This window comes from Pseudomonas sp. 2995-3, from assembly GCF_002742565.1.
GTDB classification, from domain to species: Bacteria; Pseudomonadota; Gammaproteobacteria; order Pseudomonadales; family Pseudomonadaceae; genus Aquipseudomonas; species Aquipseudomonas edaphica.
In genome coordinates this window covers 80,853-98,925 of sequence record NZ_LJSB01000140.1, presented here as the reverse complement: position 1 = coordinate 98,925, position 18,073 = coordinate 80,853, and the positions used below count along the sequence as shown (strand labels likewise).

Annotated in this window: 19 protein-coding genes; 11 read left to right on the top strand and 8 right to left on the bottom strand. The window is 61.6% G+C overall.

The window, feature by feature from the left end; all coding sequences use genetic code 11:
- Together AOA62_RS07405 and AOA62_RS07400 are read left to right on the top strand one after the other, a co-directional pair.
- A partial coding sequence (locus AOA62_RS07405) for a ribonucleotide-diphosphate reductase subunit beta (RefSeq protein ID WP_178075629.1) occupies positions 1-315 on the top strand: 315 nt, incomplete at its 5' end.
- A 130-nt stretch (positions 316-445) separates the two neighbouring features.
- A complete protein-coding gene (locus tag AOA62_RS07400) occupies positions 446-934 on the top strand; it encodes a DUF1289 domain-containing protein (RefSeq protein ID WP_017134687.1) in 489 nt (162 codons plus the stop codon).
- Positions 935-942: 8 nt separating this feature from the next.
- Here AOA62_RS07400 and AOA62_RS07395 read toward each other — a convergent pair whose 3' ends face one another.
- The gene (locus AOA62_RS07395) at positions 943-1,551 is read right to left on the bottom strand and encodes a LysE family translocator (RefSeq protein WP_099548301.1); all 609 of its coding nucleotides are present in this window, start codon (positions 1,549-1,551) and stop codon (positions 943-945) included.
- A 112-nt stretch (positions 1,552-1,663) separates the two neighbouring features.
- On the opposite strand from AOA62_RS07395, the gene AOA62_RS07390 reads away from it, so the two are divergent.
- A complete protein-coding gene (locus AOA62_RS07390) occupies positions 1,664-2,527 on the top strand; it encodes a LysR family transcriptional regulator (RefSeq protein WP_099548300.1) in 864 nt (287 codons plus the stop codon).
- A gap of 7 nt (positions 2,528-2,534) precedes the next feature.
- On the opposite strand, the gene mdeB is transcribed toward AOA62_RS07390, so the two are convergent.
- The gene (gene mdeB / locus AOA62_RS07385; RefSeq protein WP_099548298.1) at positions 2,535-5,213 is read right to left on the bottom strand and encodes an alpha-ketoglutarate dehydrogenase; all 2,679 of its coding nucleotides are present in this window, start codon (positions 5,211-5,213) and stop codon (positions 2,535-2,537) included.
- 191 nt (positions 5,214-5,404) lie between these two features.
- Here mdeB and AOA62_RS07380 point away from each other — a divergent pair, with 191 nt between their 5' ends.
- From AOA62_RS07380 to AOA62_RS07370, 3 genes are all read left to right on the top strand, one after another.
- The gene (locus AOA62_RS07380; protein ID WP_099548297.1) at positions 5,405-6,319 is read left to right on the top strand and encodes a class I SAM-dependent methyltransferase; all 915 of its coding nucleotides are present in this window, start codon (positions 5,405-5,407) and stop codon (positions 6,317-6,319) included.
- A gap of 149 nt (positions 6,320-6,468) precedes the next feature.
- Complete coding sequence (gene pcsA / locus AOA62_RS07375) at positions 6,469-7,188, top strand: phosphatidylcholine synthase (RefSeq protein ID WP_017134682.1); 720 nt, start codon at positions 6,469-6,471, stop codon at positions 7,186-7,188.
- A 263-nt stretch (positions 7,189-7,451) separates the two neighbouring features.
- Complete coding sequence (locus AOA62_RS07370; RefSeq protein WP_017139107.1) at positions 7,452-8,231, top strand: TSUP family transporter; 780 nt, start codon at positions 7,452-7,454, stop codon at positions 8,229-8,231.
- Here the strand turns inward: AOA62_RS07370 and nudC are convergent.
- Together nudC and AOA62_RS07360 are read right to left on the bottom strand one after the other, a co-directional pair.
- Positions 8,199-9,032, bottom strand: a complete 834-nt coding sequence (gene nudC, locus AOA62_RS07365; RefSeq protein ID WP_017139108.1) for an NAD(+) diphosphatase — start codon at positions 9,030-9,032, stop codon at positions 8,199-8,201. The two genes, AOA62_RS07370 and nudC, sit on opposite strands and share 33 nt — an antisense overlap.
- Positions 9,033-9,037: 5 nt before the next feature.
- Positions 9,038-9,850, bottom strand: a complete 813-nt coding sequence (locus AOA62_RS07360) for a crotonase/enoyl-CoA hydratase family protein (protein WP_099548295.1) — start codon at positions 9,848-9,850, stop codon at positions 9,038-9,040.
- 192 nt (positions 9,851-10,042) lie between these two features.
- On the opposite strand from AOA62_RS07360, the gene AOA62_RS07355 reads away from it, so the two are divergent.
- Together AOA62_RS07355 and AOA62_RS07350 are read left to right on the top strand one after the other, a co-directional pair.
- Complete coding sequence (locus AOA62_RS07355; protein ID WP_099548293.1) at positions 10,043-11,332, top strand: chloride channel protein; 1,290 nt, start codon at positions 10,043-10,045, stop codon at positions 11,330-11,332.
- Positions 11,333-11,373: 41 nt separating this feature from the next.
- Positions 11,374-11,928, top strand: a complete 555-nt coding sequence (locus tag AOA62_RS07350; RefSeq protein WP_017139111.1) for a UPF0149 family protein — start codon at positions 11,374-11,376, stop codon at positions 11,926-11,928.
- Between the two features lie 6 nt (positions 11,929-11,934).
- Here the strand turns inward: AOA62_RS07350 and AOA62_RS07345 are convergent, their stop codons facing one another.
- Positions 11,935-12,564: a lytic polysaccharide monooxygenase auxiliary activity family 9 protein gene (locus AOA62_RS07345; RefSeq protein ID WP_099548291.1), complete on the bottom strand. Its 630-nt coding sequence runs from the start codon at positions 12,562-12,564 to the stop codon at positions 11,935-11,937.
- Positions 12,565-12,905: 341 nt separating this feature from the next.
- On the opposite strand from AOA62_RS07345, the gene AOA62_RS07340 reads away from it, so the two are divergent.
- Together AOA62_RS07340 and AOA62_RS07335 are read left to right on the top strand one after the other, a co-directional pair.
- The gene (locus AOA62_RS07340) at positions 12,906-14,162 is read left to right on the top strand and encodes a 3-phosphoshikimate 1-carboxyvinyltransferase (RefSeq protein WP_099548289.1); all 1,257 of its coding nucleotides are present in this window, start codon (positions 12,906-12,908) and stop codon (positions 14,160-14,162) included.
- Between the two features lie 31 nt (positions 14,163-14,193).
- Positions 14,194-14,583 carry a hypothetical protein gene (locus AOA62_RS07335; protein ID WP_099548288.1) on the top strand — a complete coding sequence of 130 codons (390 nt, stop codon included), beginning with the start codon at positions 14,194-14,196 and terminating at the stop codon, positions 14,581-14,583.
- On the opposite strand, the gene AOA62_RS07330 is transcribed toward AOA62_RS07335, so the two are convergent.
- Complete coding sequence (locus AOA62_RS07330; protein WP_099548286.1) at positions 14,584-15,183, bottom strand: NAD(P)H-dependent oxidoreductase; 600 nt, start codon at positions 15,181-15,183, stop codon at positions 14,584-14,586. It abuts the gene before it with no gap.
- Positions 15,184-15,266: 83 nt separating this feature from the next.
- Between AOA62_RS07330 and AOA62_RS07325 the strand changes: the two genes are divergently transcribed.
- A complete protein-coding gene (locus AOA62_RS07325; protein WP_099548284.1) occupies positions 15,267-15,872 on the top strand; it encodes a TetR/AcrR family transcriptional regulator in 606 nt (201 codons plus the stop codon).
- A 502-nt stretch (positions 15,873-16,374) separates the two neighbouring features.
- Here the strand turns inward: AOA62_RS07325 and AOA62_RS07320 are convergent.
- The gene (locus AOA62_RS07320) at positions 16,375-17,046 is read right to left on the bottom strand and encodes a GNAT family N-acetyltransferase (protein ID WP_099548283.1); all 672 of its coding nucleotides are present in this window, start codon (positions 17,044-17,046) and stop codon (positions 16,375-16,377) included.
- Positions 17,047-17,066: 20 nt separating this feature from the next.
- On the bottom strand, positions 17,067-17,972 hold the full coding sequence (locus tag AOA62_RS07315; RefSeq protein ID WP_099548282.1) for a LysR family transcriptional regulator: 906 nt from the start codon (positions 17,970-17,972) through the stop codon (positions 17,067-17,069).
- Between the last annotated feature and the right edge of the window lie 101 nt (positions 17,973-18,073).

Below are 18,073 nucleotides of genomic sequence, written 5' to 3'. Positions count from 1 at the left end.
AACCCGCATTTGTGGGATGCCGAGATGAAGGAAGAAGCGACCCAGATGATTTTGCAGGGGACGCAGCTGGAGATTGAATATGCGCGGGATACCATGCCGCGTGGGGTGTTGGGCATGAATGCGGCGATGATGGAGGATTACCTTAAGTTCATCGCGAATCGTCGTCTGTCGCAGATCGGCCTGAAAGAAGAGTACCCAGGGACGACTAACCCGTTCCCGTGGATGAGCGAGATCATGGACTTGAAGAAAGAGAAAAACTTCTTCGAAACCCGTGTGATCGAGTACCAGACTGGCGGCGCGCTGAGCTGGGATTAAAAATGTAGGAGCGGGCTTGCCCGCGATGGCGGCGGGTCAGTTAAGCATATATTGGCTGACACTCAGCTATCGCGGGCAAGCCCGCTCCCACATGGGTTAGCGGTTTTTTTTAGACTTGCGTACAAACTTTATGCCCAACCAAACCATCAAAACGCCCTGCGTCGGCCTGTGTTCCACCGTTTACGGCGACCTGGTCTGCCGGGGCTGCAAGCGTTATCACCATGAAGTCATCCAGTGGAATGGCTACAACGCCGACGAAAAGCAGGCGGTGTGGCTGCGCCTGGAACAGTTGCTGGTGCAGGTGATGGCCAGCAAGCTTGAGGTGTTTGACCCGCAGCTTTTGCGCCAACAACTTGAAACCCGCAAGATTCGCTTTATGCCACACCAGTCGCCGTACTGCTGGGCGTACCAGCTGATTGCCCGGGGCGCGCGGGTGATTTCCAAACTGGACGCGTATGGGCTGGCGCTGCTGCCGGAGTTTCGCGAGCGTCACCTGGCGGATTTGCGTGATGCGATTGACCGCGAGTTTTTCCTGCTGTCCGAGGCGCATTACGAGCGCTATATCGCGCCGGGCTTTTTGAAAGAAGCCTTTGGGCCATCACTGATCGCCACCTTCTAGACTTGCCGTCAGCTATGGACAGGCAGCGCTAACCCGAACAGCACAAAAAAACCACCGCAGACTTTATTGAATCGGCGTCCGGTTCGGGCTAACCAGGGCCTGACCCGATGTGCTGCGCTGGCCACCAGATATTCAACAACAAACTCCACCACGGCGTAGGTCAGCGCAATGGCGGCCGTCTGCGCGATGAGGCTTCGGTGTGGGTCCAGAAAAGGTGGAATGAAGGCGGTGAACAGCAGCAGCGCCTTGGGGTTTGAAATCGCCGATACCAGCCCTTGGCGAAACAGCGACCAGCTTCGCAGGCTGGTCGTAACGGCTGCCTCAAGACTCACAGGCGCCGAGCGCCACAACCCAAACCCCAGCCAGATCAGGTACAGCCCGCCAACCACCTTCAATGCCGTGAACCAGGTGGCAGACGCCTGGATCAGTGCCCCCAAGCCTAAAGCGCAAAACGACAGCACCACGGCAAATCCGAGCACGCCGCCCGAAATCGTGAAGAGTGTTTTGCGACGCCCGTGAATGGCGCCATGGGTCAGCACTAATAACGCATTGGGCCCTGGCACTATAGCGATGCCGCAGCAGGTAACCAGGTAGAGCAACCAGGTGTCGAATGGCATGGTCAAATCCAGCAGGCAGGGGTTGAGGCGAGGATTTTGCGAGTGAACAAACCTCTTGAAAAGCGCATAATTTACGTCACAGCCATTCGATTAACGAATAGAGGTCACCTGGATGCCTGCCAGCAATTTGCAGATCGATTGGCTCAAATGCTTTGTGGCCGTGGTGGATGCCGGCTCGCTCTCTGGCGCGGCCCATGAGGTCAACCGCTCGCAGTCCGCCGTCAGCATGCAAATGAAAAAACTGGAGGCAGCGCTGGGGCGGCAGTTGTTGAGCCGTGGCCCGCGTCACCTTCAACTGACGGCGGACGGTCAGCTACTGCTGGGCTACGCCCGGCGCCTGCTCGCACTGCACGCCGAGACCCAAGCGGCCTTTCACGGTGAAGAATTGACCGGACGCATCCGCCTTGGCGTTGCGGAAGACTACGCGGCGATGTATCTCACGCCGGTGCTCAAGCGTTTTTTGCCGCGCTATTCGGGTGTGGAAATAGAACTGACTTGCGAACAGTCGGCCGCACTCATCCCGCGTGTGCGCAGCGGCGACCTTGATCTTGCACTCGTGTCGCGTGACGCCCCTCAAAGCGGCACTTTTCTGTTTAAGGAACCCATGGTATGGGTCGGTTCGCCCCAGTTCGAACTGTGGAGGCGCGATCCGCTACCTATCGCCGTCTACGAAAGTGCAAGCCTGGCCAGACGTTATGCGGTGAACTCACTGAGCCAAAAGGGACGTGAATTCAAGGTGGTTTACAACAGCTCCAGCCTTGCCGGCCAACTAGCCGCCGTTGAAGGTGGGCTGGCGATTGCCGCAATCACCCAATGTACCGTGCAGGCATCGCTTCAGGTTCTGGGCAGCGAGCACGGCTTGGGCAGGATTGAACCCATGGAGGTTTCAATCCTGCGAAGCCGGGCCTCGCGCGGGTCTGAAGCGGTTGATAGCCTGCATGCATTCATCATCAGCTCACTGAGGCAGCAGGCTTAACAGGGGTTCAAGAGGTCCAGGAAGGCTCGCGCTCCGCCTGTACGCCATACCGCTCGATCGCCTGCTGACAAACCTCGGGTTCCAGACGGCCCTGCTCCACCAACGCCGTCAGCGCCGCCAGCACAATGTGATAGCGATCCACCTCAAAGAAATCACGCAACGCTGCCCGAGTATCGCTACGCCCAAAGCCGTCGGTGCCCAACACCGTGTAGCTGCTGTCCAGATACGAAGCGATCATCTGCGGCACCGCCCGTACATAGTCGGACACCGCAATCACCGGTACACCTTTAGGCAAACATGCATTCACATGACTGGAGCGCTTCATATCCTGAGGATGCAACCGATTCCAGCGCTCCACCTGTCGCGCATCCCGTGCCAGCTCGCTGAAACTGGTCACGCTGAACACCTCGCTCGCCACCTGCCAATCCTCCTCCAGTAACTGCGCGGCTGCCTGGGCCTCACGCACCAGTGTGCCCGAGCCGAGCAGGCGCACCTTGGCATCCGCAGCACCTTGCAACCGATACATGCCCTTGATAATCGCCGCCTCCACGTCTGCCGGCAGCGTCGGTTGCGGGTAGTTTTCGTTCATCAGGGTCACGTAGTAGAACTCGTCCACATCGTGCTCCAGCATCTGACGCATACCGTGGTCGAGGATCACCGCGAACTCGCCGGCAAACGCCGGGTCGTAGGCGCGGCAGTTGGGCACCGTCGCGGCTGCCAAGTGGCTGCTGCCGTCCTGATGCTGCAAGCCTTCGCCGCCCAGGGTGGTGCGCCCGGCGGTGGCGCCGAGCAGGAAACCACGGGCGCGCTGGTCGGCGGCAGCCCAGATCAGGTCGCCGACGCGCTGGAAGCCGAACATCGAGTAATAGATATAGAACGGCAACATGCGCAGCCCATGCACCGAATAACTGGTGGCGGCCGCCACCCAGGAGCTGATGGCGCTGGCCTCGCTGATGCCTTCTTCGAGAATTTGCCCGTCGGTGGCCTCGCGGTAGCTGAGGATCGAGCCGATGTCTTCGGGTTCGTAACGTTGCCCAACACTGGAATAGATGCCGATCTGCTTGAACAGGTTGGCCATGCCGAAGGTGCGTGCCTCATCCGCGACGATCGGCACGATGCGCGGGCCCAACGCCTTGTCCTTGAGCAAGTTGGTGAGCATGCGCACAGACGCCATGGTGGTGGACATTTCCTTTCCGGCGGCTGCGATGGCGAACCCGGCGTAACCCGCCACCGGGGGCACGCTGACGGGTGCGGCCAGCGGGCTGCGGCTTGGCACATAACCGCCGAGTTTATGCCGACGTTGATGCAGGTAACGCAGTTCAACGCTGTCCTCGGCGGGTTTGAAAAAACTTAAGGATTCGGTCTGCGCATCCGTGAGCGGCAACTGGAAGCGATTGCGAAAAGCGAGCAGCGCGTCGCGATCGAGCTTCTTCTGCTGGTGCGTGGTCATCTTGCCCTGCCCGGCTTCGCCCATGCCGAAGCCCTTTTTGGTCTGGGCCAGGATCACCGTGGGCTGGCCTTTTACCCGGCGCGCGGCATGGTAGGCGGCGTGGATCTTGACCATATCGTGGCCACCGCGCTTGAGGCGGTCGATTTGCTCGTCGCTCATGCCCGCCACCAGGGCCGCCAGCGACTCGCTTTGGCCGAAGAAGTGCTCGCGGTTATAGGCGCCGTCTTTGGCGGCAAAGGTCTGGAATTGCCCGTCGACGGTGTTCGACAAGGTTTCCACCAGTGAACCGTCAGTGTCCTTGGCCAGCAAGGCGTCCCAGTCCGAGCCCCACACCAGCTTGATCACGTTCCAGCCGGCACCGGCAAACAAGGCTTCGAGTTCGTCGATGATGCGCCCGTTGCCGCGCACCGGACCGTCGAGGCGCTGCAGGTTGCAGTTAACCACCCAGGTCAGGTTGTCCAGGCCTTCGCGGGCAGCCAGGGTCAGGGCCGACATGCTTTCCGGCTCGTCCATTTCGCCATCGCCGAACACACCCCAGACGTGCCGGTCGGTGGTGTCCAGCAAGCCGCGATGTTGCAGATAGCGCATGAAGCGCGCCTGGAAAATCGAGCTGATCGGGCCGATGCCCATGGAGCCGGTGGGAAACTGCCAGAAGTCCGGCATCAGCCACGGGTGCGGGTAGCTGGAAAGGCCGCGTGCGCCGGCTTTTGGCCCGCCGATTTCCTGGCGGTAGTGCGCCAGGTCGTTTTCCGTCAGGCGGCCTTCCAGATAAGCGCGGGCATAAATGCCCGGTGCCGAGTGCGGCTGGTAGAACACCAGATCGCCACCGAAGGTGTCGCTGCGCGCCCGGAAGAAGTGATTAAAGCCGACTTCGAACAAGTCCGCCGCACTGGCATAACTGGCGATATGGCCACCGAGTTCGCCATACGCCTGGTTGGCGCGCACCACCATGGCCAGAGCGTTCCAGCGCACCAGCGAGGCGATGCGTTCTTCGGTGGCCAAGTCACCGGGAAACGCCGGTTGCTGCTCAACGCTGATGCTGTTGACGTAGGGCGTGCCGTGGCGCGGTTTCCAGTCGATGTGCGGTGCGCTGCCTTCACGGGCCAGCAGGTCGAGGATCTGGCGCGCCCGTTCTGGCCCGGCATTGGCCACCAGCGAGGCCAGGGCGTCGCGCCACTCATCCAGTTCTTGCGGGTCTTGGGCTGTGTGATTGACTGCACTCGCGAAACCGTTCATGGGCACCTCCGGGCTTTTTTTCCAGTTTATGTCGGTGCCTGAGGATTTTTTGCCTGTTATCAAGCGCAGGTTCAAGCATTTTGAGCATGAATCACTGCCAATCATCTTTTTAGCAGCACGTTGTGCTCAAACACGACGAAGCACCGCAACTGTGTTTAAAATGCCGCCCGCTCAACGACTGACGCTCAACGATGAACCCAGACGCACTCGCTACCCTGCACGCCCATTTGCTCACCGCCCTGGCCAACCCGCCGAGTGAAACCCGGCGCCTGTTCCACGGCCGTGGCCGCTGCTGGCCGGGCCTGGAGCAACTGACGGTGGACTGGTTGCAGGGCGTGCTGCTGGTCTCGTTGTTCAAGGAACCCGAGCCTGCGCAGCTCGAAGCCCTTAAACAACTGCTGCAAACGCAGTTCAGCGCTTACACCGTTGCCCTGCAACACCGCTACCTGCCGCAAAGCACCACCGAATGGCTCTCGGGCGCGGCCGTTGACGAGCTGACCATTACCGAAGGCGGCCTGCGTTACCTGATCGACCTGGGTAAAAAACAGAACAGCGGCCTGTTCCTCGACATGCGCTACGGCCGCAACTGGGTGCGCGAACAGGCCAAGGGCCAGCGCGTGCTCAACCTGTTCGCCTACACCTGTGGTTTCTCGGTGGCCGCCATCGAAGGCGGCGCCGACCATGTCGTAAACCTGGACATGGCCCGTGGCGCCTTGAGTCGCGGGCGCGACAACCATCGCCTCAATGGTCATGACCTGAGTAACGTCAGCTTCCTGGGCCACGACCTGTTCAAATCGTGGGCCAAGGTGACGAACAGCGGCCCTTACGATCTGGTGATCATCGACCCGCCGTCGTTCCAGAAAGGCAGCTTTCTGCTGACCAAAGACTACCAACGCGTGCTGCGCCGCCTGCCGGATTTGCTCACAGCCAACGGCACGGTGTTGGCCTGCATGAACGACCCGGCCTTCGGTGAAGACTTCCTGATTGACGGCGTAACCCGCGAAGCACCGGGCCTGCGCTTTGTGCAGCGATTGGAAAACCCGCCGGAATTTCCCGATGTCGACCCGCAAAGCGGTTTGAAGGCATTGGTGTTCCGTCAGGGTTGATGCCGAAACGTCTGACCCTTGCTACGCTAAGTGATACACCGGGGCGGTGAACCTTATTCCCTCCTTCCCGGTCGATACCTGCATTCCCTGGCCAGACTCGACGGCGTTACGTCGTCGGCTGCCCTGTTTCATCTTTTGGAGAGCCGCCCGTGATATCGACCCTGCATGTAGCCAGACTCAAAGCCTGGGGCGCCCACGGCTTTACCGCCACCGGCGTGGTGCTGGCGTTCCTGGCCACCCTGGCATTGCTGGAAAACTCACCCAAGGCCTGCCTGCTGTGGCTGGGCCTGGCGCTGGTGGTCGATGGCGTCGATGGCTCGCTGGCGCGACGGGTGAATGTCAGCACGGTACTGCCCAGCTTTGATGGCTCGGTGCTGGACCTGGTGATTGACTACCTGACCTATGTGTTTATTCCGGCGTTGTTTATCTACCGCTATATCGACCTGCCGGACTTTACCCACCTGTTTACCGTGTCGGTGATCCTGGTGTCGTCGCTGTTCTGCTTCTGCAATGTGAACATGAAGAGCAAGGACAACTATTTTGTCGGCTTTCCCGCGGCCTGGAATGTGGTGGCCTTGTGCGTTTACATCATCCAGCCGGACGCCTGGGTGACCTTGGCCACAGTGATCGGCCTGGCGCTGCTGACCGTGACACCGATGAAGTTTCTGCACCCCTTCCGGGTCAAGCGCTTTATGCCGATCAACATCGCCGTGACCACCATCTGGTTGCTGTGCAGCTTCTTGATGGTGGTGGACTACCCCAATACCAACCCGTGGACGTTCGGCTTGTGGTCGGTGATGTCGGCGTATTTTCTGGGGATTTGTGTGTGGCGCACGGCGTTGGAGTGGCTGGACAAACGTCACAGCTGAAGATCCAGAGCAGACGCAGAGCGTCAGAGGCGGCATTCCCACGCAGAGCGTGGGAACGATCACAGTCAGGCGGGCACGGTTCAAAGGTGGGAGCTGGCTTGCCTGCGATGGCGTCGGGTCAGTTACAGCAGTTGGGCCTGCCCTGCCGCTATCGCAGGCAAGCCAGCTCCTACATTTGGATCGCGTAGAACAACAAGATACAAGTAAGATACCGGCCTTTAGCGCAGCCCTTTTCTGCGCCCTGCCAATAATAAGCCCTGCCCATGCCCTTCGAACTCAGCGTTGACCTGACCACCCTCGCCATTCTTGCCTGCGTGGCCTTTATTGCCGGCTTTATCGACGCCATCGCCGGCGGCGGCGGGCTGCTCACCACACCGGCATTGCTCACCGCCGGCATGCCACCGCACCTGGTGCTGGGCACCAACAAGCTCAGCTCGACCTTCGGCTCCGCCACCGCCAGCTTCACCTTCTACCGGCGCAAGCTGTTCCACCCGCGCCAATGGGTACACGCCATCGTCGGCACGCTGGTCGGCGCATTGGCGGGTGCCGTGGTCGCCCACTACCTGCCCGCCGAAACCCTGAACAAAATGCTCCCGGTGATCGTGTTCGCCTGTGGTGTGTATTTGCTGTTTGGCGGCACGCCCAAGGCGCCGCTGGATGCCGATGCACCGATCAAGAAGAAATGGCAATCGACCCAAGGCTTCGGCCTGGGCTTCTACGACGGCGTGGCCGGCCCCGGCACCGGCGCGTTCTGGACAGTCAGCACGATGCTGCTGCACCCTATCGACCTGGTCAAAGCCAGCGGCGTGGCGCGCAGCATGAACTTCGTCAGCAACGCAGCGGCGCTGTCGGTGTTTATCTTCAATGGCTCGGTGGACTGGATCGTCGGCCTGGCGATGGGCTTCTCGGTAATGTGTGGCGCGTTCTTTGGCGCACGCAGCGCAATCAGCGGCGGCGCCAAATTCATTCGCCCGGTGTTTATCACCGTGGTCCTCGGCCTGACGGTGCGCCTAGCCTGGCAACACTGGTTCAGCGTGGCCTAAACGGCGCGCCAGGTAGAGGTCGATCAGGTAACGCGCGATCGAACGTGACGCCGGCAACGGCGGCAAGTCGTGAATGTTGAACCACTGCGCGTCTTCGATCTCATCAGCCTGGGGCACGATGTCACCCCCGGCGTATTCGGCATGGAAGCCCAGCATCATCGAGTGCGGGAACGGCCAGCACTGGCTGCCCATGTACTGGATGTTCTTGACCTCCACCTGCACTTCTTCGCGCACTTCACGGATCAGGCAGTCTTCGGCCGACTCCCCCGGCTCGGCGAACCCCGCCAGCGTGCTGTACACACCCGTGACAAAACGCGGCGACCGTGCCAGCAGGATCTCGTCGCCACGGGTCACCAGCACAATCATGCTCGGCGAAATGCGTGGGTAGCTGCGCAGGTCGCAGGCCTGGCAATACATCGCACGTTCGCGCGGCACCTGCACCATGGCCTGGCCGCAACTGCCACAGAACCGATGCTCCCGCGCCCAGGTGCCGATCTGCGCGGCGTAGCCCAGCACTTTGTACAGGGTGTGGTCGCCCTGCAACATAAAGCCGCGCAAACCCTGCCAACTGCAACCTGGCACCTCGGCCGCCGCGTTCAGCTCCAGCAAGTAAACAGGCTCACCGTCAAGGTGGCCGATGCCGTGTTCGGCGAACACCGACAGGTCCTGGCGCTTGAGCCATTCACGCGGGAACAGCGGCCCGTTGGTGTCATGCAAAAAGCCCTCGCGGCTGCGGGCGACGGCCCAGCCGCCAGGGGCGTCGTTGTCCAGCAGCGTTGTGGTAATCCAGCCTGGGGTCATGTCAGTCAATCCACGAATTCGGGTTTCTGCTTACTCATATGGGCCGCGATGGCCACGCGCAGGTCGTTGGATTGCAACATAGCCGAGTTCCAGGTGGCAACGTATTCCAGACCATCATTGACTGTGTGGTCACGCATATAGCTGATCATGGCTTTGGTGCCGGCCACGGCAATCGGTGATTTGCTCGCGATTTCATGGGCGATTTCCATTACACCGGCCAACAGGCTGTCCTGGTCGGGATACACACGATTGACCAGGCCAATGCTGCGCGCTTCTTCTGCGCCGAACGGGCGACCGGTGTAGGCCAGTTCACGCAACATGCCGTCGCCAATGATGCGTGGCAGACGTTGCAGGGTGCCGACGTCGGCGGCCATGCCGATGTCGATTTCCTTGATCGAAAACTGCGCACTTTCGGCGGCGTAGCGCATGTCACAAGCGCTGATCAGGTCAATGGCGCCGCCGATGCAGTAGCCCTGGATCGCCGCCAGCACCGGCTTGCGGCAGTTGTCGACGGCATTGAACGAGGCTTGCAGCTCGAGGATCTTGCGCCGCAGCAGGCGTGCGTTGCGGCCCACGTCCTTGCCAAAGCTATTGGCCACCGAGGCCATCATCATCAGGTCGATGCCGGACGAGAAATGCTTGCCGGCACCGCTGAGCACCACGGCGCGCACGGCGTCGGTGTCTTCCACCCATTGGAAGATGTCGATGATTTCGGTCCAGAACGCCGCGTTCATCGCGTTGATTTTTTCCGGGCGGTTGATCTGCACATGGGCAACGTTGCCGGTGAGTTCGACGATGAAAGCTTGGTATTCGGACATGGCAGTGATCCCTGACTGGCGAGTAATAAGGCTCGAACTATAACAAGGGAGCATGACGGCGCATCGGCCAAAAACGGGACTGGCAAAAGTAATGAAATGTTGTGGGCGCGGGGTTTATGGCCTGCCGATACATTTCACCCAGGAGCCGCGCTTTATCGGCTATACACTCAGGGCCACTGCCTGGAGCCCGCTATGCCGTCCACCTTTCGTTCATCATTGATTCTGGCCCTGGTGGTCGTGCTGACCGGCATTGGCGCCGGGCTGGGCGGGATGCTGCTGGCGTTACTGCTGCATGGCATCCAGCACCTGGCCTACGGTTACAGCCTCGACAGCCTGGTCAGCCACGAAACCTTTTTGTGGGGCGTCACCGCTGCCGCGCCGGAGCGCCGCCTGCTGGTGCTGGTGGTGTGCGGCCTGGTCGCCGGGCTGGGCTGGTGGATGATTTATCGCTATGGCCGCCCGCTGGTGAGCATCAAACAGGCCGTGTCTGAAAAGATGCCGATCATGCCGCCCAAGACCACCCTCGCCCACGCCGTGCTGCAGATCATCACCGTGGCGCTTGGCTCGCCATTGGGCCGTGAAGTGGCGCCGCGTGAAGTCGGCGCGCTGGCCGCGACCTGGCTGTCACAACGCGCTCGCCTGGAACCGCACATGCACCGTTTGATCGTGGCCTGCGGTGCCGGTGCCGGGTTGGCGGCGGTGTATAACGTGCCCTTGGGCGGCGCTGTCTTTGTGCTGGAAGTGCTGGTGGGCGCCTTCAGCTGGCCGGCGGCGGTGATTGCGCTGGCGACCTCGGCGATTGGCGCTTCGGTGGCGTGGATCGGGCTGGGTGCGGAATCGCAATATGCAGTGCCGCACTTTGTGCTCAGCCCGGCGCTGATCGCCTGGGCGGTAGTGTGCGGACCGGTGTTTGGCGTGGCCGCTTATGGGTTCAGCCGTTTTACCGGCGCCGCCAGGGCCAACGCCGCGCGCGGCTGGCGCCTGCCAGTCATGTCGCTGATCAACTTCACGATTATCGGCGGGCTGGCGATGCTGCTGCCGCAGATCCTCGGCAATGGCAAAGGCCCGGCGCAACTGGGCTTCGACAATGAGCTGACGATAGGCCTGGCCGCCATCCTGCTGCTGGTCAAGGTATTGATCACTGCGAGCAGCCTGCGCGCGGGCGCCGAGGGTGGCCTGCTGACGCCGGGCCTGGCCAATGGCGCGCTGCTGGCGATTCTGCTCGGCGGTGCCTGGAGCCTGGTGTGGCCCGGGGTGCCGCTCGGCGCGTTTGCGATTATCGGCGCGGCGGCGTTTTTGGCCTCCAGCATGAGCATGCCGCTGACCGCGATTGTGCTGGTGGCCGAATTTACGCGCATCGAGCATGACTTTCTGGTGCCGATCATTCTGGCGGTGGAGGGTTCGATGTGCGTGAGCAAGCTGTGTCAGCGCTGGGAAATAAGTGGAAAAAAGCCCGCCCAAGCGCCATCCTCTGCGCTTTAAGCCGCCCACTTCGCGGCGCTCGACGTTTAAAGGATATGCCCATGCTCGCCCAACCCCTCACCCCTGCCGATTTCGACTTCATCGACGAAACGTTGTTGAAATACGGCGACGATCATTCGGTGCTGAACCTGGCTGAACTCGACGGCTACTTCACCGCGCTGGTCTCCAGCCCGGCACAGGTGGACGTGGGTGAGTGGTTCCCGGCGATCTGGGGTGGGCAGAACCCGGCCTGGGAAAACGTCGAAGAAGCCCAGCGCTTCCTCGAGCTGTGCGTGCACCATATGAATACGCTGGCGGCGCAATTGGCCACCGATGCGCAAGGCTTCGAGGCGCGCTTCGATGACACCGAGCACCAAGGTCAAACCGTCACGCTTGCCGAGGAATGGTGCTTTGGTTATATCCGTGGCGCCGCGATTGGCAACTGGCCAGAACTGCCGGCCGAACAGGCGGCGCTGCTGGAGAAGATTTCCTGGTGCGCCGAGCAGGACAACTTCGAACTACCGGCCGACCTGGATGTAAACGCCCACCAGCAGCGGGTTCGAGCCATCGAACCCGCCGCGCGGGCGCTGCATGACTACTGGTTGGCCCAGCGGTAACAGCGCTTATTTGAAGTCCAGGTCAAACGCCTGGTAGAACGCGTTGCCGGTGTTGGCCACGATCCACATCAACACCACCACATGCCGGCCTGTCTTGCCCTTGGGCAGCGTGACCTGGTGTTCGACCTTGGCCTTCATTTCATCGGCGTGCTGGTAGTACGGCACCTGGGTGTAGAAGTCTTCGAAAAACGGCTTGGCCTCAAGTTGCGCACGGCTGATGCGTTGCTTGGGGTCCCAGCCATCCTTGGTGATCAGCCAGCGATAACCACGGGTGACGTGGGCGGCGGTGTACTCCCACTGCACCTTGAACACCTGGCCAGCCTCGACATTCAGCAACGGCCAAGTGAAGGGGCTATTGAGCTTTTTGCTCATCTCCTCGTCGGTGAAGTTGATGCAATCGCGGTCGTCGGTTTTGCCGCCGCTCAAGATATGCCCGTCGCCAGGCGGTGTGACGCTTTGATCATCGGTTTCATAAGGTGCCGGGAATGGCCCGGCGGCGAGCGATGGGAAGTTTTTACCGCCTTCCATCTCGTTGACTTGCCAGTTGCCGAGCAGCCCACGCTCCACCGCCACTGAACCACGGCTGGCCGGGGTCACCACGCGACCGTGACGAAGTTGGGTCTGGGGTTTGTTCATTTCATTCACTCCTTGATTGAATGTGCCCCGTCATGGGGCACGCCTTGAACTTACCTTGGCGGGCTTTATTGTCCAGTCGCCACTTCTCTCGGAAAGATCTCACGTCGCCCTCGTTTCGCTAAGTGAGCGCCGTTGTCCTGCATCAGATTTGCTGCTTGTCCTACGCCCGCAGGAGTAGTTCGACTACAGGAGCAGTCCATTCCCCGGACAAGTCGGCGACCGCCTCAAAATACGCGCCCTACCACGATCCCTGCTCGACAAGGGTGGCGTGTTTAGCTGATTATTCGGGTCCGCCCGTCGGCCACTCCCTACCGCCTTGCCTTGATCAGGAGCCTTGTACCTTGAGTTCGCAGAAAACCGTGACCGTTACACCGCCCAATTTCGCCCTGAACGGCAAGGTCGCGCCCCCCGGCTCCAAATCCATTACCAACCGCGCCCTGCTGCTGGCCGCCCTGGCCAAGGGCACCAGCCGCTTGAGCGGCGCACTGAAAAGCGATGACACCCGCCACATGTCGGTGGCCTTGCGCCAGATGGGCGTGAGGATCGATGAACCGGACGACACCACCTTCGTTGTGACCGGCTCCGGCAAGTTGCAATTGCCGTCGCAGCCGCTGTTCCTCGGCAATGCCGGCACCGCGATGCGTTTTCTGACTGCCGCCGTGGCGACCGTCGAAGGCACCGTGGTGCTCGACGGCGACGACTACATGCAAAAACGTCCGATCGGCCCGCTGCTGGCCACCCTCGGCCAGAACGGCATCCGCGTCGACAGCCCGACCGGCTGCCCGCCGGTGACCGTACACGGCGTGGGCAAGGTGCAGGCCAAGCGTTTTGAGATTGATGGCGGCTTGTCCAGCCAGTACGTGTCAGCCCTGTTGATGCTCGCCGCCTGCGGCCAGGCGCCGATTGAAGTGGCGTTGACCGGCAAGGACATCGGCGCCCGTGGCTACGTCGACCTGACCCTGGACTGCATGCGTGCGTTCGGTGCGCAGGTCGAGGTGGTCGACGACACCACCTGGCGCGTAGCCCCCACCGGCTACAGCGCCCATGACTACCTGATCGAACCCGACGCCTCCGCCGCCACTTACCTGTGGGCCGCCGAAGTGTTGACCGGCGGGCGCATCGACATCGGCGTGGCCGCGCAGCACTTCACCCAGCCGGACGCCAAGGCCCAGGCCGTGATCGCGCAGTTCCCGAACATGCAAGCCACGGTAGTCGGCTCGCAGATGCAGGACGCAATCCCGACCCTGGCCGTGCTGGCTGCGTTCAACAACACCCCGGTGCGCTTCACTGAACTGGCGAACCTGCGCGTCAAGGAATGTGACCGTGTACAGGCGCTGCACGACGGCCTCAACGAGATTCGTCCAGGCTTGGCGACCATCGAGGGCGACGACCTGCTGGTGGCCAGCGACCCGGCGCTGGCCGGCACCTCTTGCAATGCGCTGATCGACACCCACGCCGACCATCGCATCGCGATGTGTTTTGCCCTGGCCGGGCTGAAGGTGGCGGGAATCCGCATTCAAGACCCGGACTGCGTGGCCAAGACCTACCCTGAATACTGGAAGGCCTTGGGCAGCCTTGGGGTAACGCTCAGCTACTGAGCCAGCACGTCGGCGTAGGGAGGGAATGCACATGTCAATTCGCCAACCCTGCCCACCCGGCGTCTGCGCTTGCGACCGCGAACAGCTGTTGCAAGCGCCCGGCGCCGACCTGCGCATTCTCAGCCTGACGCGTCAGGAAGAAAAAAAGCTGGTCGAGCGCCTGGAAAACCTCCAGAGCCTGCAAGACCTGGAACACATGCAACAGAAGATGTTCGAGCTATTGGGCATCCGCGTGCAGGTAGCGCCGGGGCACACCGAGGTCAAGAGCATGCGCGGCATTCAGATCAACATCGATGAGCAGCCCGGCCTGTGCCGCAAAACCCGCCAGGCGATTCCGGCAGCGATTCGCCGTGGCATGGAGAAGCGCCCGGAAATCGCCTACCGCCTGTTGGATGCTCACGATCTGTTTCGCGAAGGCTGACTAACCAGCCACCGTTTCGTGTGCAAACAAGCCCTGCCCTATGGCTTTCGCGGTGTGCAAGTGCGCCTGCGCAGCGCCGCTTTCCGAATCCAGCAGCAGCGTTGACGTCACCACCTGCGCCCCACAGTAATCAAAAATCCCGTAATCGATTTGCGTGCGCATGGCCTTGGCATAACCGTGCCGATCAAACGCGCTTTCATCTGCCGCACCCAACGCCAGCAGGTGCACCTGCAAGTGCCGCAGTTTTTTCACCACCGGCGTATCGGGGCCGTAATCAATCGCCCAGCCGTTGACGAACACGCGGTCAACCCAACCTTTGAGCAGCCCCGGCAGGGACCACCAATAAATCGGAAACGCCAGCACCAATGCATCGGCGCGGTCGATGCGCGCCTGCTCGGCGAGCACATCGGCGGGCGGCTCAGCGCGAGTGCGGTGTACGAGGTGGTCAGCGGCGGTATAGCGCGGGTCGAAGCCTTCGGCGGCGAGGTCGGCAACCTCATAAGTGTGGCCGCCCGCCGTGAGCCCGGCCGCCACTTGCGCGGCGAGGCTATGGGTGAGGGATTGCGGGTCGTGATGGGCTACAACGATCAGTGCGTGCATGACATTGACTCCATTTCGGGCTAGGCTGGGCGCTAGCTACTTTTAGTAGGTTACGCACCTTAAGTTACTTTTGGTATATAAGCATGTCAAGCGCTGAATCCCCTGCCCCACGCCGCCGCCTGTCCCGCGAGGATCGCCTGCGCCAATTGCTCGATATGGCCTGGCAACTGGTACGCGAAGAAGGCACCGAAGCCCTGACCCTGGGCCGCCTGGCCGAGCTGGCGGGCGTCACCAAGCCGGTGGTCTACGACCATTTCGTCACCCGCGCCGGCCTGCTGGCCGCACTGTATGAAGACTTCGATAGCCGCCAGAACCAGGTGTTTGCCGATGCGCTGGACACCAGCGCCGCGACCCTGCAGGAGCAAGCCTGGGTCATCGCGTCGTGCTACGTCGATTGCGTGTTGTTGCAAGGGCGGGAAATTCCGGGGGTGATTGCCGCCTTGAGCAGCTCGCCGGAACTGGAAACGCTGAAGCGCAAATACGAGGCGATCTTTCTGCAAAAGTGCCGCGACGCACTGGCGCCGTTCGCGCCCAACGGCACTGTTTCCCAGGCAGGCTTACGCGCCATGCTGGGTGCCGCCGAAGCCTTGTCCCAAGCGGCCGCCAGCGGCGAGATCAGCCGTGAAGAGGCGCAGCAGGAGCTGGTGGCGACGATTCTGGCAATGGTCAACCGCGGCACGGTGAACTGATTCATCATGTGGGAGCAGGCTTGTCGAATTATCGTACCGCTGCGATACCGAGGTGCCTGCATCGCAGGCAAGCCAGCTCCCACAGAAAGGCAGATCTTCGGTGCATGCAGATCCGCTTTTCGCTTTTGATCTAACCACTCAGGTCGGCTACTAGGCCGCCGTGCTCTGCTTTTGATCTTGATTTTGATCTGAGGCGCCCCGTTAACCACGATGGCCGAACGCAGGCTTGAATCCGTGGCTAACCCGGCAGGACGCCGGGTTAGCCGCGCTGGGCCAAGGATGGCCCATCGCGGCGGCCCACGGATTCAAGCCGGAGTGCGGGCATGCCGAGCCTAAGCGAGGCACCGAGTGGTGGGGCACAGACCTTTTGGTTACTTTTGGCTGGGCCGGCATTCCGGGCGTTTGCCAAAAGTGACCCGCCGTCAGGGCGGAACCCTAAGCCGCCGTTACCGCAGCAACGGATATACACACACCCCCTCTACCCAAGGAAGGTCTTTTACATTCAGGCCTGATGCTCGCTTAAAAATAGCTGCACCTTACGCGCAAGGTAATCCAAGTGCCGATCCCGCTGCTTCTCGGCATCAACCATCGCGCGCTTGCCGTGTTTTTGCAGCAAGTAGGTATGAATCTGTCGCACCTCCAGCGAGCTATAGATCGCAGCCACATCCAGCACGCCCATCAAGCCATCGGTGCCGTAATCGCGGGTGTTCATCAACACTTGGGTGCCGCGTGCGCCACGCACCTGAAAGCCCAGCGCTTGGAACGCCGGCACTTTTTCCACTGAGCAGGCCAGCTCTGCGTGGGGGTAATGCGCCAGCACCTCGCCAAGCATGGCGCGGGCCACGCCCTGGCGCCGATGCCCGGCTTGCACCGCCATAAAGGCGATGCCACAGGCGTGCGGATCGTCCTTGACGGGCAGGTACAGGCAAAAGCCGATCACCTGTTCGTCCCGCATCGCCACCACCAGTTCAACCGCGATGCCCTTGGCGCCAGTCAGCGCTTCAAGGTACAGGTGTACCTCATAACCGACGGCATATTGATAGATGTTGTAGAGCAGGTTGCTCGGCGGCAACGCCACACTGCTGATGTCGGTGAGGTTGTCCACCACCATCTGCAGGATCTGGCTGTTGATCGGCTCGGGGCACGCGGTGGTGTAGCGGGTAAGGCTGAACATGCAAATTCCTGGGTTTAGCGTCAAGGCAGCGGTGATTGTACCTGCTGCCCGCACACCTGGCGCAAACAGCCGCGCAACCAGCGGTGGGCCACATCGGCATCCAGGCGTGGGTGCCAGAGCATGGCCACGGTGAACGGCGGCACGACTATCGGCAGCGCGAAGCTGTACAGCCCGTCGCGCTGATGGGCGGTGTAGCGTTCGGGCACGCTGGCGATCAGGTCGGTGTCGCGGGCCAGGGCGATGGCGGTGGCAAAGCCGGCGACGATGGTGCTGATCTCCCGCGTCAGGCCCAGCGCTTGCAGGGCGTCGTCGACTTGGCCACGGTCCAGCCCACGGCGTGACACGTAGACATGCTGGCCCTGGGCAAAGCGCTCGGCGCTGACTTCACCCTGGCTCAGCGCATGGCCGCTGCGGACCACACCGATCAGTCGGTCACGGAACAGCGCCTGGGTCAGCAGTTCGGGACTGGCGCTGGCGTCGACCACGCCAATCGACAGGTCAATACTGCCCTCGCGCAGCAGCGCCGAGTCCTTGTCGCTCTTGTCGACGAAACGCAGGCGCACGCCCGGCGCTTCCTGGGCGATACGCGCGAGCAACGCCGGGCCGAGGTTTTCGACAAACTCCTCGCTCGAGCGCAGCGTGAACGTGCGTACCACCTGGCCCATGTCCAAGGTTTGCGCAGGGCGCAGCACCGCCTGGGCCTCCTGCACCAAACGGCTGACCTGTTCACGCAGTTCGAACGCCCGCGGGGTCGGCACCAGCCCGCGCCCGGCGCGCACCAGCAAGGGGTCACCGGTGGTTTCACGCAGGCGTGCCAGCGCGCGGCTCATGGCCGAAGGGCTCAGGCGCAGGCGCGTGGCGGCAGCGGCGACACTGCCCTCGCTAAGCAACGTATCCAGGGTAATGAGCAAATTCAGGTCGGGCATACGTGTTCCTTATCAGGCGTTTGATGCAGGTATTAGCTGCAACCCATGCGTCTTCCGCCATATTAGGCCACGCCGTAGAGTTGTGTCAGTTGCCTTCACTC

Excerpts from the sequence above, each read along its gene's own strand:
- AOA62_RS07400 (WP_017134687.1), top strand. The coding sequence starts at position 446 with ATGCCCAACCAAACCATCAAAACGCCCTGCGTCGGCCTGTGTTCCACC.
- AOA62_RS07395 (WP_099548301.1), bottom strand. The coding sequence starts at position 1,551 with ATGCCATTCGACACCTGGTTGCTCTACCTGGTTACCTGCTGCGGCATC.
- AOA62_RS07390 (WP_099548300.1), top strand. The coding sequence starts at position 1,664 with ATGCCTGCCAGCAATTTGCAGATCGATTGGCTCAAATGCTTTGTGGCC.
- mdeB (WP_099548298.1), bottom strand. The coding sequence starts at position 5,213 with ATGAACGGTTTCGCGAGTGCAGTCAATCACACAGCCCAAGACCCGCAA.
- AOA62_RS07380 (WP_099548297.1), top strand. The coding sequence starts at position 5,405 with ATGAACCCAGACGCACTCGCTACCCTGCACGCCCATTTGCTCACCGCC.
- AOA62_RS07370 (WP_017139107.1), top strand. The coding sequence starts at position 7,452 with ATGCCCTTCGAACTCAGCGTTGACCTGACCACCCTCGCCATTCTTGCC.
- nudC (WP_017139108.1), bottom strand. The coding sequence starts at position 9,032 with ATGACCCCAGGCTGGATTACCACAACGCTGCTGGACAACGACGCCCCT.
- AOA62_RS07360 (WP_099548295.1), bottom strand. The coding sequence starts at position 9,850 with ATGTCCGAATACCAAGCTTTCATCGTCGAACTCACCGGCAACGTTGCC.
- AOA62_RS07355 (WP_099548293.1), top strand. The coding sequence starts at position 10,043 with ATGCCGTCCACCTTTCGTTCATCATTGATTCTGGCCCTGGTGGTCGTG.
- AOA62_RS07350 (WP_017139111.1), top strand. The coding sequence starts at position 11,374 with ATGCTCGCCCAACCCCTCACCCCTGCCGATTTCGACTTCATCGACGAA.
- AOA62_RS07345 (WP_099548291.1), bottom strand. The coding sequence starts at position 12,564 with ATGAACAAACCCCAGACCCAACTTCGTCACGGTCGCGTGGTGACCCCG.
- AOA62_RS07335 (WP_099548288.1), top strand. The coding sequence starts at position 14,194 with ATGTCAATTCGCCAACCCTGCCCACCCGGCGTCTGCGCTTGCGACCGC.
- AOA62_RS07330 (WP_099548286.1), bottom strand. The coding sequence starts at position 15,183 with ATGCACGCACTGATCGTTGTAGCCCATCACGACCCGCAATCCCTCACC.
- AOA62_RS07325 (WP_099548284.1), top strand. The coding sequence starts at position 15,267 with ATGTCAAGCGCTGAATCCCCTGCCCCACGCCGCCGCCTGTCCCGCGAG.
- AOA62_RS07320 (WP_099548283.1), bottom strand. The coding sequence starts at position 17,046 with ATGTTCAGCCTTACCCGCTACACCACCGCGTGCCCCGAGCCGATCAAC.
- AOA62_RS07315 (WP_099548282.1), bottom strand. The coding sequence starts at position 17,972 with ATGCCCGACCTGAATTTGCTCATTACCCTGGATACGTTGCTTAGCGAG.